Below are 16,794 nucleotides of genomic sequence, written 5' to 3'. Positions count from 1 at the left end.
TTTATGGAAAATGGGTGAGAATCTCACCTTTGGGCGTTACTTCCACAATCCCCATGAGAAGATTGCGTACCATATCTGTACGAATTTGTTGCTTCATGGTTTCAAAGCCTGCATAGGCCTCCTGATAGTACTCCACGATAGGGTTCTTTTGAGAAGCAGACTGGCTCCCGATTGCTAGACTGAGCTGTTGGAGATAGTCGACTTGCTCAACCCAGTTGTCATCAATAGCCTTGAGCATGGATATTCTCAGAAAAGAGTCATAGAGCTGGTGAGGTTGGAGGACTTCCTTTTTAGCTGCAATTTCCTTGGCTATTATTTTCTCTAGTAACTCCCGAATCTGATCTGCATCAGCTAAATCCAAATCAGCTGGTAATTCTCTTATCCCAAAACTAATATTGGTCACGATAAAGTGAAAGAGTTCTTGGGGGCTGCTATAGGCTTTTTCTGAGATTTGTTTGGTATAGTCTGCCAGTATACCCTCAAGGATATGCCCTAAATCACGGCTCCCATCTAGCAAGCAATCTCTTTCTTTGTAGACCATCTGACGCTGGATATTGACGCTTTCCGCATACTCTAAGGTTTGTCTGCGTGCAGAGCGACTGGCACTATCACTAGCCTCTTGGGCTTTTCTGACGAGATTTCGGTACTTGCGAGCCTTGAGTAGAATGGGATTGCTACTATCTTCGACTTGGTAGTCTTGATACAGGTCGTGAACCCAAGATGGCCCGAACTTTTTGATCACATCATCTTCAAGCGACACGAAAAATTGAGACATACCTGGATCACCCTGCCGGCCAGAACGACCTCTGATTTGCAGGTCAATTCGTCGGCTCTCCATTCGCTCGGTACCGATCACAATCAAACCGCCCAATTCTGCAACACCTGGACCGAGTTTGATATCTGTCCCGCGACCGGCCATAGAAGTCGCAACGGTCACTGCCCCCATCTGTCCAGACTCTGCGACGATCTGGGCTTCACGCGCCACATGATTGGCATTAAGGACATTGTGGGAAATCCCCTCTCGCAAGAGCAAGGACGAATAAAGCTGGGACATTTCTACAGATCCGACAAAGATCAGGAGTGGATTGCCTTTGGCGTGGTAGGTCTTGATTGCTTCCAGAGAGGCATAGACTTTCTCAGGGAGGGTCACATAGAGATTGTCCGGATGGTCCATCCGCCTAAGTGGGCGATTGGTCGGGATGCGAATGACAGCCATATGGTAGGTTTCGAAAAATTCTTTCTCTGCCACCTTTCCCGTTCCTGTCATACCTGAGATTTTACGAAACATCTTAAAGAGACTCTGGTAGGTGATCGAAGCCATAGCTCTGGTTTCAGGAGAGAGCTTCACATGTTCCTTGGCTTCGATGGCTTGATGGAGACCTCCTTGAAGTTTGGTCATTTCCATCAAGCGCCCTGTTCCCTTGTCTAACAAGACCATTTCTTGCCCTCGAACCAGGTAGTCCTTGTCCTTGGTAAAGAGCGTATGGGCTCTGAGAGCATAGACCAGATGCCGAACATAACTAGCATACTCTTCCTTATAGAGATGATCGATTCCTAAGAAAGCTTCGACCGTCTGAGCCCCCTTTCTGGTCAACCAAACTTGCTCTTTTTCTTCCTTGTAGATGTAGTCTTCTCCCTGGACCAAGGTCGTCACTAGGGTATCAATCATCCCATAATAGTTAGACTGGACGCGGGGAGAACCTGCAATAATCAAGGGAGTTTGAGCACTATCGAGTAGAATATCATCGATCTCATCAATGATGACGTAGTTAAAGGGAGGCAGGAATTTTCCCTCACTAGTTGAGGCAAGATTGTCATTGAGATAGTCAAATCCCAGTACACTATTGGTCGTGTAGACGATGTCTAAAGCGTAGATTTTTCTTTTGTCTTCAGCAGTCAAGTCCTCTTTTGGATCCTCTGAAAAAGGCAGACCGACGGTTAAACCTAAAAATTGGTAGACTGGGCCCATTTCACTTGCGTCCCGTCTAGCCAGATAGTCATTGGTCGTGACCAGCATGCTGCCTTTACCCGTTAGGGCATTGAGGTAGAGGGGCATGGTTGCAGTCAAGGTCTTGCCTTCACCCGTATTCATCTCAGCCACATTTCCTTGGTGGATCACAATGGCTCCCATGACTTGCACATCATAGGGAAAGAGACCCAAGACCCGTTTATCGGCCTCACGGACAAGGGCATAGGCTTCTACCAATAACTCATCCAAGGTTTCTCCCTGGGCAAGGCGCTGGCGAAACTCCTCTGTCTTTGCAGCCATTTCCTCATCACTGAGGGCAGCCATCTCTTCTTTGAGGGCGTTGATTTGGCTTAAAAGTTTCTTGACCTTTCTCAGTTGTCTTTCTTGATACAAACGATTAAACACCAGCATCCTCCTCAATAGAAAACGAAACAAAGTCAAGAGCCTCAAAACCTGCGCTAATCAAGGAGAGGCGATAGGTGTAGGCCACTTCAGGATAGGTGAAGCTAAAGGAAAATTGTCTTTCAATCTTCTCCTCGATGATTTCCTCATAACGGTTTAAAAAAGTCAGTTTGAGATAGAGACCATTGGCTGGTTGAACCTGCATCTTCATAGAGAGACGATAGGTGTGATTTTTCTTGAGAAGAGGGAGGCTAGGCTGGCTTCTAGTGGCCTGGTAGTTGACACCGGAAAACCAGGTTTTAAGGGTTTCACCTGAAGCCAGCAAAGGATTTTTCAGGGTAACATGACCATCTGCATGATAGGTGATCTGGCTACCGTAAAGATAAGTAGCTCCCATCTCGCCCCACCTAATATCCTCTCTCTTGATGATAATCATGTCTCACCTCTTCCGTATTCTTCTAGTATCATCTTGTAAAAATGAATAAACCAGGCAACGTTTGTTCCTGTGTCATCATTGTGTCGACCTGCTGTCCCTTTGGACAAAATCTTGGCACCTGTCTGGCAAAGAGTCTCCACTAGTTGGTCATAGGCAGCACTATCCATATCCTCGTCCTTCATGTAAGAAAGACCAAAGGTCGTCTGGGAGAAATCAGCTTGTTCAAATCGGGTCCAAAAACGTTGATCCAAGTCCTTCATGTCTTTCTGACTCACTCCTCCAGTCTGAAGGTGCAAGACATCAAAGCTAGTTGGAAAGACTCCTGGAGCCTCTAGTCGGCCCCGCTGTGCGATGGTTCCTAGATTGGTCAAGGGTTTTCCGACTACGATTCCTTTGGGTTCAAAGTGGGCCCCATAGTAGAGGGCAGGGAAGGTTCCCATTGACAGTCCAGATAAAATCAAGTCACTTCTATCCAAACCTAGATAGTCTAGATAGTGTTGGATTGTTGCTTGAATCTTATCTTCCAATTCCTCACTTCCTAGGTAAAAGGCTCCACCCTCTAATCGGGGGTCCGAAAAGAGGAGAAAGGGGCATCTGAGATTCTTCATCATCCAGTAACCCTCAAAACCTTCCGCCGGACGGTAACCTGAGAAATAGACTGCTAGAGGAGGCTTGAAATCCCCCGGGTGAAAGAAATAGTTGATTTCCTCACGTTTTTTGTCATGCAGGATATTGCCTCCGAGAACAAACTTTCCAAACTGTTTCCGGCTCCAGCGTTGGTGGAGATTGCCGATGTTGACCTTTCCCTGACCACGCGCTTCAAGAGAAATACTCAGATAAGCATCATAGTCTTGCTCCACGATGATTGCTGAGGCAAAGTCTGCTTCCTCAAGGAGAATGTCCTGTCTAATCTCTGAAACGGATCCTGCTGGGATTTTTCGCAAACGCAAGCGCAATTCCACTGATCCACTCTTTTCATATTCGAGCCAGAGTTCGATTGGCGAATGGGCTTGGACAGACTGATTATAGGCCCAAGAAGCTAGCTGGGTATAGGTCTTGCCAAAGTCTCCTTCCAGCTCCAGATGCTCAAATCCCTGATAGGAGACAGAGCCTTGGAAACTCGGGTGAATCCGTATCGTAGCTGGGCTCAGCTTGTCTCCATAACCACCTTCAAAGAGGGAGGTAGAGAGGTCTCGAACAAAGCCCTGGCGGTCTGACAGGTCCATCGCTTGCATGCAGTGCTGTTTGATGAGATTTTGAAGATCTTCATCCTGACTTGCAAACTGTTCTGGATAGAAAACCGTATAGGGTTCCAAGCTAGATGTAAAAGGCAACAAATCTACTAGGTAAGCCCCATCCGTGAGAATGACAGCATGAAAGTGATCTAGGTTATTCTCATCCATGATTTTCTGGATAGCAGACGATGTGTTGGGAGGAACATGATACCAGTCAAGTTGAGCTGGTAGGGTAAGTGTATCTCGCCAATCCTCTGGACCGATTTGCAAGATCTTATACTTCTTTTCCATGAGTCACCTCCTCCAACCACTTTTCTAGCTTGATCAGGAATTGCTCCCCAGTGTGTTCCTTTATCTTTTCGATGGAATGGATCAAAGCATCATTCCACACCTGCAGGCTATCGAGATAGTAATGGGCAGCTTGCGCAAAATCAGCTATATTTTCCAACAGATAGCCATTCTTCTGATGGCTGACATACTCTGTTTTGACCCTATTGATTTGAGGGATACCAGCACTAATCCCCGCGATTTGGGTATAAAGAAGAGGTTGCCTGTTCAGATCGACAATCAAACGAACAAATTCCAGCTGCTTGATTAACTCCGATTCATCCTTCATATTGACAAACGAATAGCGCTTGCTCTGATGGCGATTGTCCTCAAGTGGATTTTCAGCTCCTTGGTAATCAACTTCCTTCTCCAATTCCTGGTCCTGAAACTGCTCTGCAATTATCTCAGAAACACGCGTTTCCAGCTGTTTCATTTCTTCTTGACTAGCAGCAAAGGCTCCAAAGACCAGCTCCGTATCCTTGTTTTCAGAAAGGAAATGCAAGACCTGATAGAGCGCTTGGTCCTCTATCCCCTGCTCAAAGTCCAGTTGATAGTAGAGGAGCGACTCCTTCCGAGTCTGACTCTTTCCTAGCTCCAAGCGCGTATCAAAAGGCGATAAATGGCGAAACTTCGTTGCTTGATTTGGAAAGACATACTGAGCAAAGTGCAAGGTGTCCTCTCTGTCGACCAGAACAAGGTCCACCTTATCCAGCAGACCTGCCAACTGAGATAATCGCTCTTGAGGATTTCGTCCGATAAAAAGACTGAGAACCTTGGTGGTTTGGTGAGGCAATCGTTCTAAAAGGAAGGCATTGTGTTGATCACATGCAGGCAGAAAATAGGTCGCTCCTTCCTCAGGGAGTTGAGCTATTTTCTTCTCAAAAAATTCAGCAATCAATTCTCCCATATCTTGGTAAGCCTCTTTTTGGAAGCGAAAAGCAAAGATAGGATTGACCTCGATACGGCCATCATCTTGCAAGTACTCTCTAAACTGCCACAGTCCCTTGGGATTGAGGTAGTCTTGGTAGAGAGCCTGTCCCTCTTCGTAGTAAATCACACTGGAAACCAGTCCCCGATCATCCATCAGGTAGTTGGCAGACAAGAGCCCATCTTCCTTGAAATACTGAATCGTACTGATAAAACCTTCAATCCCATGCTCCACCTGAGCATAGGGCTTTCCATTTCTCAAAACTAAAATGGTAAAGGGACTGTAAACAAACTCGCAGTCCTCTTCCCACTCAATATCTCTGACCTGCAAGACCTGCGGTCGAATCTCATGAAAATCCTGCAATTCATCAAATAAGGAATAAACTGGTGCTTCTAAAATACCTTGGCGATGGAGAAAATAGCGAAGATGAGGCTGATAGGACAAAAGGAGGACCTGTGCAGGAATCCCTTGGCGTTGCGTCAAGCGAATCTGATTGAAGGTGTCATCAAATTCTAGCTTAAAATGAGAAAAATACCAAGGTATCAAATCGGCATGCCAGGGACGCTCCTTGCCATACCAAGCTGGGATAAAGTAATACATCAAAACCTCCTAGAATAGTGGCTGATACCTTTCATTTAGTCTGAGCGCCTGCAATTCATCATGAATCGTAAAGAGCATACCACTCAAAATTAAAAAGAGTCCAGGAATCATGCTGACTTTTAACAAACTCTCATCCTTCAAGACAAACAAGATTGGAAGTCCAGCCAAGGTAACGTTAAAGACTGCACCTATCAGAGCAAATCGCAGAACCAAGCGATTAATAAAGCGACTGGTATCCTCGCCCGGATAGACTCCGTAGATGTAATCTCCTGATTGCTTCATCCGATCTGCGATCTGTTGACCACTCACATTGACAAAGGCAAAGGCAATGCTAAAGACAAAGAGGATCAGGATATAAGCGTAGATCCACAAGGGTTTCCCCATCGCATACTGCTCCAGTATGGCAGGGTAGAGCGGATTGCCCTTATCCAGATGGTGAAGCAAGAGCAAGAGATAAGAAGGCAAGCCCATAAGACTCATCACATACATATAAGGCATGCCACCTGCAGGATTGAGCATGATTTCCAGATAAGAATAGCGTTTAAAGCGAGAATGAAGCCCGATTTTATTGATAGGGATGCGGTATCGCGCTCGGTAAAAGAGAACAACTAGATAGGTAAAGAGGACGCCAAGTATCAGCAACAGGAAAAGCAACCAAGGGGAGATCTTATGAACTTGGACCGATTGGATGATGTCCTGAGGGAGTGAAGCAACCATACTCGCCAATAAAATGACGATTGGGCCTCCAACTCCGATTGACGCATTGATATCCGACAGCCAAACTAAGAAGAAGGTCCCCGCAACCAAAAGGCTGGTATTGAGGAGAAAGACCAAGAAGGGATTGTAGGGAGCTTGGACAGGAAGGTTTGTAGTCAAGGCCAAGGCCTGAATCAAGGCAATCCCTAACGTCAAGTACATTTTCCGTCTATCTTGGACTTCTGAAGAAACCGAGTTTAAGCCCAGTTTCTTTGAAAAGGAAAACATCTGCCACAAGATCATAGCTGACATCCAAGGTGAAAGCCCGATGGAAAAGAGAGAGAGGCTGCGAAGATTTCCACCAGTCAGGGCTACTGAAAAGTCCAGATAGGCTGCGCTTCCTCCGAGAAAATCCCGACTATTGAGGTTAACAAAAGGAAGAGCCAGACGACTCCCGAGCACATAAATAAAAAGCAAAAATAGGGTGCGCATCCCTTTTTTTACCGCTATCGATGAACGAAATTCTTTCAATGGCTCCTCCTTTTCTTTTTATCTTTCTGTCCTGTCACACGGGGCCAATCCAGCCTTTTTATCTTAGCACATTCAAATCTCTATCTCAGTTTTCATGAGTTTTCTCGTTCAGATAAGCCTTCAAAGTAGCCACCATTTCTTCTGGTCTTTCTGCTGAGAAAATACCTGCATAGGCACTTTCAGGCAGTTCCCGCGACTGGGTATTGTCAAAAGTCAAGATCGGTTTCTCAAAGCGTGAAATATAGTCATAAACAACACTCAACTTGTCATCGTGGTTAATATCAAGGTAGACATCTGTCTGCTGGATCAGTTTCTCGACCAAGAGGGGAAAGGTGTTGGGATAGAGAGTCACATTTTCAAAACGTGACAAGAGCATGAGTTCCGGTGCCATCGTTGTATAGGCTGCAATGTAGAAATGCACCTCTGGCAAGGCTTGAACCAGATAGTCGATTTTCTCAAGATGCCAGGAGTTGGTCAAATTAACACAAGTCATAGCCGGCTGATAGACTGTGACTGGATAGTCAATTCCAGCCTGACGCCATTTTTCAGTAATGGCAGACCACTCCATCAGATGATAGTGCCACCAAACCTCACGCAAACGCCCAACCGAATGAGTGTTCCAAGGTTTGTCTTGAGAGAGGAAATGCAAGATGGCTGGCAGGGGCTCTAGGGGAATCTGGAAGATAAATTCATGTCCATGTGAGGCAGCCCCACTGTCAAAACCAATCTGGAAATTATAGTTCTGATCCAGAGGAGTGTAGCTGTCATGAAAGAGCATATTGAGGATGGACTGATCTCCCTCACTCACATGTAGGTGTTCCCGTTCCGTCAGCTCAACAAGTTTTTTTCTTACAGCTTCTGCCCGCCATTTCTTGTTATTGATCAAGAGTACACCTGCATTAAAGCCAACCCCAACTCCAAAACAAGATGGCGCAGCAGCCAGGTAGTTTTCTCCCAAGTCCATTTCAAAGAGAGGCGTCAGATCAGCTGTCACAACCAAATCACTGTCCAAGTAAAGAACCTTGTCCTCTTCGACAAAATCAGGGATAAAGTAACGGGCAAAGGTCATATGATTGATATGGGGCAGTTTGTTGCTCCAGTTCATCTGAAACTGGGCACCAAGCATCTTGACATCCACCAACTCACCACCCATTTGCTCTACTATCGGTCTGAGAGCACGGAACCATTCCTGGGGAATATCCTGATTAAAGATATAGACCTTGACATGGCTATTATGATAGCAGAGAGACTTAAGTGCTGTTTCAATCTGGCGGATATAGGCATAATCTCCTGCGAGAACAATTGTTTTTTTCATTTAGTTTCCTTCAGTTCACAACGACTGCTTCTGTGATTCCAAAAGCGTGCGGATAGACTCGATCATTTGATCTACAGTTGCTGGTGAGTAAACATGACTGTAACCACTCGAGTCATGACTAGTGGTCTCAAAAGAAAATATAGGGATTTCTCTTTGCTGCACCTCTTGGATAATGTTTGCAATTTCATCCTCATGATTGATATCCAAGTAAAAATCAATCTTTTCCAAGACCTTTTTGACATTCATGGGATTAAAGTAAGGATAGAGGCGTACATTCAGATGCGATTGCAAGTTCATGATTTCCGGAGCAAAATTGGTATGAGCTAGGATAGAGAACTCTACATCTGGCAGTTCTTGGATTAGGTGTTCGATTCTCTCTATATGACACGTATTGGTAAAAATAGCGGTCGCATACCGGGGAGCTTGAACTAAGGATGCTAATCCTTTATGAAAATCACATTTTTTCATGACGATATCAGACCACTCTAGTCCGTAGTAAAACCACCAGTCCTCCCTGAAACGGTTGAGGTTGATTTGGTACCAAGGCTTGTCCCCTGTATAATGAATAATCTTAGCTGTCTTCTCAACAGCAAGAGAATCTCTATACCAAGAATCCATCTGGTAATTTCGCGCCACCGTATCCATACCAACCATAAAATTATAGGTAGCTGGCAAAGGTTTCCAACGACTTTCAAAGAGGTGATTTAACACGCCCTGATCACCAAAAACTTGGTCATGCAGTTGGTCTGTCAAGCTCAACAAGTGCTCCGTCACCTTTTCTTGACGCCAGAGAGCGACATTGATTAGCAAGACACCTGCATTAAAAGTGCTAGGAACTAGCGCATCTGCGACAGCAGCTACTGGCCAGTCTGCCATATCTTCTAAAAAGAGTTGATCTAGGTTTGATCTAACGATAATATCCGAATCCATGTACAAGGCCAGATCTTCGTTGACATACTGAGGTATAAAATAACGAAAGAAAGTTGCATAACTTAGGTGGGCTAGTGGCAAACTATACCCTTTCAAACTTTGATGACTAATCTTGACATTGATGATTTTTGAGGTTAGAGGCTCTAGACGTCTCTCCATGAGCTGAAACCATTCAGATGGCAAATCATCATTGAAAACATAAAAAGTAACTGCTCGGTTATGGGCGCAGATTGACTTGATTGTTGTCTCAATCTTGTCCATATAAGCATTATCACCACCGAGTACAATGGCTTTTTGAAGCTCTTTTTTCATTTCGTCCCCTTTTCTTTTCACATTCTTTCGGCTACTTTTCTACTACTATAGTTCTGATTCTTTCGATGATTCTCTCACCTTCCTATTATACCTTTTCCCCTAGTTTATTTCAAACTCAAAAGAGGATTTCCCTCTTCTCACATATAGAAAAAACCTTTGAAAAATCATGTTTTCAAAGGTTTTCCATTTCACTATTTATTCATTGATTTTTATATCTTATCAATGACTTTCTTGATCGTCATTCTGATCCTTCTTGGCAAGAAGACCGATACCTGTCACAGCTGCCAATGCTCCCAATAAAGCAGATGCTACCGAAGTCGACGCTCCTGTATTTGGCAAGACTTGTTTCGGCTTGCTTGAAGCGGATTGACCTTGGCTTGCAATGCTGGCCATTGAGAGAGAGGTGCTTGTTGAAGTAGATACCAGAGCACTTGCTGACGCAGATCTACTAATAGAATCTGAAGTCGAGAGACTAGCGCTAATCGACGCAGACTCGCTCGCTGACATGCTTGCTGAAATCGAAGCACTTTCTAGAGTCGATTCACTGGCTAACATGCTAGCTGAGAGTGATGCGCTCGTTGAAATAGATTCGCTCACTGATGTACTTGTTGAGATCGAAGCACTTTCCAATGCTAATTCGTCTGCTAGCGTACTTGCAGAAGTTGAAGTACTTGTTGAAGCGGATTGACTAGTGCTGGCTGACGCAGATTCACTTGCGCTCAATGAGGCTGACTGGCTCGAACTTACCGAAGCTGACTGGCTAGTGCTCACTGACTCAGACTGGCTAGCACTTGCAGATGCAGATTGACTCGAGCTTACTGAGACTGATTGACTGACGCTCAACGATGCAGATCGGCTGGAGCTTGCCGAAGCAGACTCACTCGAGCTTACAGATACAGACTCACTTGAGCTAGCTGATGCAGACTGGCTAGAGCTTACAGACGCTGACTGACTAGCACTCACTGAGACCGATTGACTGGCGCTGACTGATGCGGACTCACTCGAGCGGACTGACGCTGATTGGCTGGCACTTGCTGAAACAGACTGACTAGTGCTCGCTGAAGCGGACTGGCTAGCACTTGCTGAAGCTGATTGACTAGCGCTGACTGAAGTGGACTCACTCGAACTCACTGAGGCTGATTGGCTTGAGCTTACAGATGCTGACTCACTTGAGCTCACTGAAGCAGATTCGCTGGAGCTGACCGACGCGGATTGGCTCGAACTTACTGAAATAGATTGACTAGCGCTGGCTGATGCAGATTCGCTTGTGCTTACTGAAGCCGATTGACTCGAGCTCAATGATGCAGACTGGCTCGAGCTGACTGAAGCTGACTCACTCGCACTTACAGAAGCGGATTGACTAGCGCTGGCTGACGCAGATTCACTTGCGCTCAATGAGGCTGACTGGCTGGTGCTCGCTGAAGCTGACTCACTTGCGCTCGCTGACACTGATTGGCTGGCACTCACTGAAGCGGACTGACTCGAACTTACTGAAGCTGACTGGCTTGAGCTCACTGAAGCAGATTCGCTTGAACTTACTGAGGTAGATTGACTTGCACTCAATGATGCAGACTGGCTCGAGCTGACTGAAGCGGATTGACTCGAACTTACTGAGGCTGACTCACTTGCGCTTACGGATGCTGATTGGCTCGAACTTACTGAAGCGGATTCGCTGGCACTTACTGAAGCTGACTGACTCGAACTCGCTGAAGCTGACTGACTAGCACTTACTGAGGCGGATTGACTAGCACTCAATGATGCGGATTGGCTCGAGCTCGCTGAGGCGGATTGACTCGAACTTACTGAGGCGGATTGACTGGCACTCAATGATGCGTATTGGCTCGAACTTACTGAAGCGGATTCGCTTGAGCTTACGGACGCTGACTGGCTCGCACTCACTGAAGCTGATTGGCTAGCGCTCGTTGAGGCTGATTCGCTTGAACTTACTGAGGCTGATTGACTTGCGCTCGCTGAAGCTGATTGGCTCGAACTCACTGAAGCAGATTGGCTGGAGCTGACTGAGGCTGACTCACTCGTACTCAATGAAGCGGATTCGCTTGAGCTTGCAGACGCGGATTGGCTCGAACTTACTGAAGCGGATTCGCTTGAGCTTACGGACGCTGACTGGCTGGCACTTACTGAAGCTGACTGACTAGCACTCAATGAAGCGGATTGACTTGCGCTCACTGAAGCTGACTGGCTCGCACTCACTGAAGCCGATTGACTTGAGCTCACCGATACAGATTGGCTCGAGCTCGCTGAAGCGGATTGACTCGAGCTTACTGACGCGGATTCGCTCGAGCTCACTGAAGCTGATTGGCTTGAGCTGACTGAGGCTGATTGGCTCGAACTTACTGAAGCTGACTCACTTGCACTTACTGAGGCTGATTGACTAGAGCTTACCGAGGCTGATTCGCTTGAACTTACTGAGGCTGATTGGCTAGCGCTCGCTGAAGCAGACTGACTTGCGCTCACTGAAGCTGACTGGCTGGAGCTCGCTGAGGCTGATTGGCTCGAGCTTGCAGATGCTGACTGGCTCGCACTCACTGAAGCTGATTGGCTCGAACTTGCTGAAGCTGATTCACTTGAGCTGACTGACGCTGATTGACTCGAGCTGACTGAAGCAGACTGACTTGCGCTGGCTGATGCAGATTCACTTGCGCTGGCTGAGGCGGATTCACTTGCACTCAATGAAGCTGACTGACTTGAGCTAACTGATGCAGATTCGCTTGAGCTGACTGAGGCTGATTGACTGGCACTCAATGAAGCGGATTGGCTGGCACTCACTGACGCTGATTGACTCGAGCTCGCTGATGCAGATTCACTTGCACTTACTGAGGCTGATTGACTCGAGCTCACTGATGCTGACTGGCTAGTGCTGACTGACGCGGACTGACTCGAGCTCACTGATGCAGATTCACTTGCGCTCACTGAAGCGGACTGACTCGAACTTACTGAGGCAGACTGGCTCGCGCTCGCTGATGCGGATTGACTAGAGCTTACGGAAGCAGATTCACTTGCGCTCGCTGATGCTGATTCACTTGCGCTCACTGAAGCGGATTGGCTTGAGCTTACTGAGACGGATTGACTAGCGCTCGCTGAAGCGGATTGGCTCGAACTTACCGATGCAGACTGACTCGAGCTCACTGAAGCTGATTGACTGGCGCTCACTGAAGCAGATTCGCTGGAGCTTACTGAGGCAGATTGGCTCACACTCGTTGACGCTGACTGACTAGCACTTACCGAAGCGGACTGGCTGGCACTTACTGAAGCCGATTCACTTGTGCTTACTGATGCGGACTGGCTGGAGCTTGCAGACGCAGATTGACTTGCGCTGGCTGAGGCTGACTCACTTGCGCTTACTGATGCGGACTGACTCGAACTTACTGAAGCGGACTGACTCGAGCTTGCAGATGCAGACTGACTTGCGCTTATTGAGACTGACTGGCTGGCGCTCGCTGAAGCGGATTGGCTAGCACTCACTGAAGCGGATTGGCTCGAACTTACTGAAGCGGATTCACTTGCACTTGCAGATGCTGACTGGCTTGAGCTTACTGAAGCGGATTGGCTTGAGCTTACCGAAGCTGACTGGCTGGAGCTTGCAGATGCAGATTGGCTAGCGCTCACTGAAGCGGACTGACTCGAACTTGCTGAAGCTGATTGGCTCGAACTTACAGATACTGATTGACTAGCACTAGTTGAAGCTGACTGGCTAGCGCTCACGGATGCGGATTGACTCGAACTTACTGATGCAGACTGACTAGCGCTCATTGAGGCTGATTGACTAGCACTCACCGATACGGACTGGCTAGCGCTGGCTGACGCAGATTCACTTGCGCTCACTGAAGCGGATTGACTAGCGCTGGCTGAAGCGGATTGGCTCGAACTTACCGATGCTGACTGACTTGCACTCACTGAAGCGGATTGGCTCGCGCTGGCTGAAGCGGATTGACTAGCACTTGCTGATGCAGATTGACTGGCGCTCACTGAGGCGGATTGACTAGAACTTACTGATGCGGACTGGCTTAAGCTTGCCGACGCAGATTGACTCGAGCTGACTGAAGCGGATTCACTTGAGCTTACTGAAGCCGATTGACTCGCGCTGGCTGAAGCGGATTGGCTTGTGCTTACAGACGCTGATTGACTGGCGCTCACGGATGCTGATTGGCTCGAACTTACTGAAGTTGACTGACTCGCGCTCACTGAAGCGGATTGACTCGAACTTGCAGATGCGGATTGACTCGAGCTTACTGAAGCAGACTGACTTGCGCTCACTGAAGCGGATTGGCTGACACTCGCTGACGCTGATTGGCTCGAACTTACTGAAGCAGACTGACTTGCGCTCACTGAAGCTGATCGACTCGCACTCGCTGAAGCGGACTGACTCGAACTTGCAGACGCTGACTGACTCGAGCTCACCGAGGCTGACTCACTCGAGCTCACCGAGGCAGACTGGCTATTACTTACTGAAATTGACGCTTGATTTGGCGTGATTTGTCCATTAAATGTATCTGAAACCAAACCATCCACTGTCGTACTTGCAGTCACCGGTCCACTAGGAAGTCGTCCTCCATTACGATCATATACCTTCTTCAGCTCATTTGCAGTAAAGGTTACACTAGTCGAGCTCACCGTTGCTTGTTTGGTGAACGTCTCCCCTGCAATTGTAAGAGTAACAGTCCCATCTGGAGCAACCCCATCTACCGTAATCGCTTGATTTGAGAGCCCACCTTTTTCGTTAAGATATTGATTCTCTATCCTTGGCGTCTGAGGGCGCACAGTAAAGCTCACGTCAATTTCATCCGTACTTCCATCTGGATAAGTTACCACCGCTGTCAAAGTATGCCGACCAGCAGACAAATTCGTATTGGTTCCAGATTTCCAAGTATAGGTTGTTCTAGTTCCCTTAGTAATTCCTGTAGTAGGTAATTCTGGTGTCCCTGTAGCATTCGTGATGTACTGACTGGCTTCACCAACAGAAACAGTCCCTGAATTGGCCGTTAGAGTAAAGTTTCGATTCACCTCAGCATTGATAGCTGGTTCGTACTTTTCAGACTGAGCATGGACTTCAAATTGAATTGCGGCAGGGTTGGCTGTTAAATCTTTTACAAGACCTACGTCAGTAGTATTTCCGCTAAAATTACCTTCCTGATCATAGGTGAAAACATAACGAGTCCACAAACTATTTACTGCTTGATTTTTTCCAACAGAACCCGTGATTGAAACGGTGAAAGGATTTGATGCTGTAGCATTTCCATCTTTGGCTAGTTTATTTGTCGGAACAATCATACTGATACTTTGACCATTACTCGTAGTGAATGAGACAACAGTTGAAGTAGCCGGATAGGCCGCGGGAACAGCAGTAGGAACAAATTTTGCATGTTCAATTCGACCACTGTTATCAGTAAACTCAATGGTCCCAGAAAAATTTTCTTCTCGATAAATTTTAAATTTTTGTCCTTCTAGAACTGCGCCACCTGTAACGGTTATTTTCTGAAGTTCTGGCTTCTCTGTATCCCTAGCAGCTCTGAAGCTAGCGGTATTTGAAGCTTGGGTCAAAGCTTGTCCGTTTCTGCTGTCACGAAGTCCAGACTTGGCACGTAACACAGCATTTGCAATACTATTTCGAGCTTCTATAGCTTTTTGTAGGATAGGGGCAAGGTCAGAAGCTTCCCCTTTCAAGACTTCTGCTATCTCATTCTTCGCTAGACTAGCCTTCGTGATCGCCTCATCCGAGTTTGGAAGCCCCTGAGCTTGAGCTAGAAACTGCCCAATCTCAGCAGACAAGGCCTCTAATTTCTTCCGTTTTTCTTCACTTTGCTTTTCTGTCAAGGCTACAGAAGTCATTGTGAAACTCGATTCAGCCGTCACACCTTCATTCTTTACACGACCAGACTGACTTTGAGGCAAGGATTCTGTAGAAAAATCAACTGCTTTTAATTCTTTTGAAGGTTGTGATTCTTTCACTGTCTCCCGAGCTGACTCACTTGCTTGGTACTGACTTTGAACACCAACTGAAGCTCTCTCTGACAGATTACTATTCGCTTGATTTTGTGTCCCAAGGGATTCACTTGAACTAGCAGTTACACTTTGACTGTTTGCCAAGGATTGACTAGTGGAAGCAGATTGGCTCATCGACTGGCTCACGCTAGAAGAGTTTGAGGCACTGATAGACTGGCTCGTAGAGGCAGATTGACTGGCGCTCTGCGAATTGAATTCTGACAATGACTGGCTTTGACTGGTAGACAAAGACAAGCTAGCAGCATCTTGATGATCCTGTGTCGTCCCTAGCACTACTGAATCTCTCGTCGCCAGGGTATCTTTTGATTCGACAGTCTTTTCAACAGCGACTGCATCATTGGCATAAACACGCGTTTGCGTCGCAGCAAAACCACCTAAAATCGTACCCGTAGCTGCTATCCCTTTCAAGACATCCAAGCCGGTCAACTTCTGACCTCCTTGCTTTTCAACCATTTCTGTCTTTACTTGGCTCGCATCCGCACTTCCACGCATCACCTTAAATAAGCCAAAAAGGGAAGTCGAGGCCCGTAGCCAATGCTTCCCTGATTTGATTAATTTGTACCGTGTCACACGGTCTGTTTCTCTATATTCACCCTTCTGGCGTCTAAAAAACATGTTCATCCCCTCAACTTGAAAAAGATCTATTCACCTATAAAATACTATCTCCTTATTATATACCAAATATACCGACAATTCAATATCTATAATATGTCCTAAAGAAAGAAAATGATTTCAAAAATAACTTGATTTCAAATCTATTCTGTTTTTTCAATATAATCCTTATTTTATTGTTCTGTTAATATATTTTATTTGTTTTTAACCATTTATAAATACTTTAAAATTTGAGCAAATAATTCCAATTAAGCAGGGAATTAATTTTTATTCAAAATATAGAAAAAATCCACGAATCAAAACCATTCGAGGACTTTTCTTAAGATGCATTTAAGCAAAATGCCATACTAATTAATAGCCGTAATCTACGACACGAAGAGGCGAAAACGATTATTTTTCGCCGATGAATTAGTAAGGCAGTTAGCTAGTTCGCCAAATAGCGACTAGCGTCCAACAATTAGGAACTTTAATTCCAATTGT

At 46.3% G+C, this 16,794-nt stretch carries 8 protein-coding genes; all 8 read right to left on the bottom strand.

What is annotated here, in order from left to right; all coding sequences use genetic code 11:
• Position 1: 1 nt before the first annotated feature.
• Complete coding sequence (gene secA2, locus Q4443_RS06050; protein WP_049519367.1) at positions 2 to 2,374, bottom strand: accessory Sec system translocase SecA2; 2,373 nt, start codon at positions 2,372 to 2,374, stop codon at positions 2 to 4.
• A complete protein-coding gene (asp3, locus tag Q4443_RS06045; protein WP_049519368.1) occupies positions 2,367 to 2,807 on the bottom strand; it encodes an accessory Sec system protein Asp3 in 441 nt (146 codons plus the stop codon). Before asp3 ends, secA2 begins: the two co-directional genes overlap by 8 nt.
• Complete coding sequence (gene asp2 / locus Q4443_RS06040; RefSeq protein WP_049519370.1) at positions 2,804 to 4,333, bottom strand: accessory Sec system protein Asp2; 1,530 nt, start codon at positions 4,331 to 4,333, stop codon at positions 2,804 to 2,806. The genes asp3 and asp2 overlap by 4 nt, the downstream gene beginning before the upstream one ends.
• A complete protein-coding gene (asp1, locus tag Q4443_RS06035; RefSeq protein WP_049519372.1) occupies positions 4,317 to 5,897 on the bottom strand; it encodes an accessory Sec system protein Asp1 in 1,581 nt (526 codons plus the stop codon). The genes asp2 and asp1 overlap by 17 nt, the downstream gene beginning before the upstream one ends.
• Before the next feature lie 9 nt (positions 5,898 to 5,906).
• Positions 5,907 to 7,124 (bottom strand): accessory Sec system protein translocase subunit SecY2, encoded by a 1,218-nt coding sequence (gene secY2 / locus Q4443_RS06030; RefSeq protein ID WP_049519373.1) that lies wholly within the window; start codon positions 7,122 to 7,124, stop codon positions 5,907 to 5,909.
• Positions 7,125 to 7,209: 85 nt separating this feature from the next.
• Positions 7,210 to 8,439: a glycosyltransferase gene (locus Q4443_RS06025; RefSeq protein WP_049519375.1), complete on the bottom strand. Its 1,230-nt coding sequence runs from the start codon at positions 8,437 to 8,439 to the stop codon at positions 7,210 to 7,212.
• Between the two features lie 15 nt (positions 8,440 to 8,454).
• On the bottom strand, positions 8,455 to 9,681 hold the full coding sequence (locus tag Q4443_RS06020; RefSeq protein WP_000711918.1) for a glycosyltransferase: 1,227 nt from the start codon (positions 9,679 to 9,681) through the stop codon (positions 8,455 to 8,457).
• 219 nt (positions 9,682 to 9,900) lie between these two features.
• Positions 9,901 to 16,317, bottom strand: a complete 6,417-nt coding sequence (locus Q4443_RS06015; RefSeq protein WP_303408205.1) for an accessory Sec-dependent serine-rich glycoprotein adhesin — start codon at positions 16,315 to 16,317, stop codon at positions 9,901 to 9,903.
• Between the last annotated feature and the right edge of the window lie 477 nt (positions 16,318 to 16,794).

Origin of the sequence: Streptococcus sp. GP0011 (genome assembly GCF_030546305.1) — a bacterium.
Classification (GTDB): Bacteria; Bacillota; Bacilli; order Lactobacillales; family Streptococcaceae; genus Streptococcus.
The sequence above is the reverse complement of the archived record's forward strand: the minus strand, read 5'-3'. Positions and strand labels throughout refer to the sequence as shown.

Coding starts and splice junctions, on each gene's coding strand:
- asp3 (WP_049519368.1), bottom strand. CDS start 2,807: ATGATTATCATCAAGAGAGAGGATATTAGGTGGGGCGAGATGGGAGCT.
- asp2 (WP_049519370.1), bottom strand. CDS start 4,333: ATGGAAAAGAAGTATAAGATCTTGCAAATCGGTCCAGAGGATTGGCGA.
- asp1 (WP_049519372.1), bottom strand. CDS start 5,897: ATGTATTACTTTATCCCAGCTTGGTATGGCAAGGAGCGTCCCTGGCAT.
- Q4443_RS06025 (WP_049519375.1), bottom strand. CDS start 8,439: ATGAAAAAAACAATTGTTCTCGCAGGAGATTATGCCTATATCCGCCAG.
- Q4443_RS06020 (WP_000711918.1), bottom strand. CDS start 9,681: ATGAAAAAAGAGCTTCAAAAAGCCATTGTACTCGGTGGTGATAATGCT.
- Q4443_RS06015 (WP_303408205.1), bottom strand. CDS start 16,317: ATGTTTTTTAGACGCCAGAAGGGTGAATATAGAGAAACAGACCGTGTG.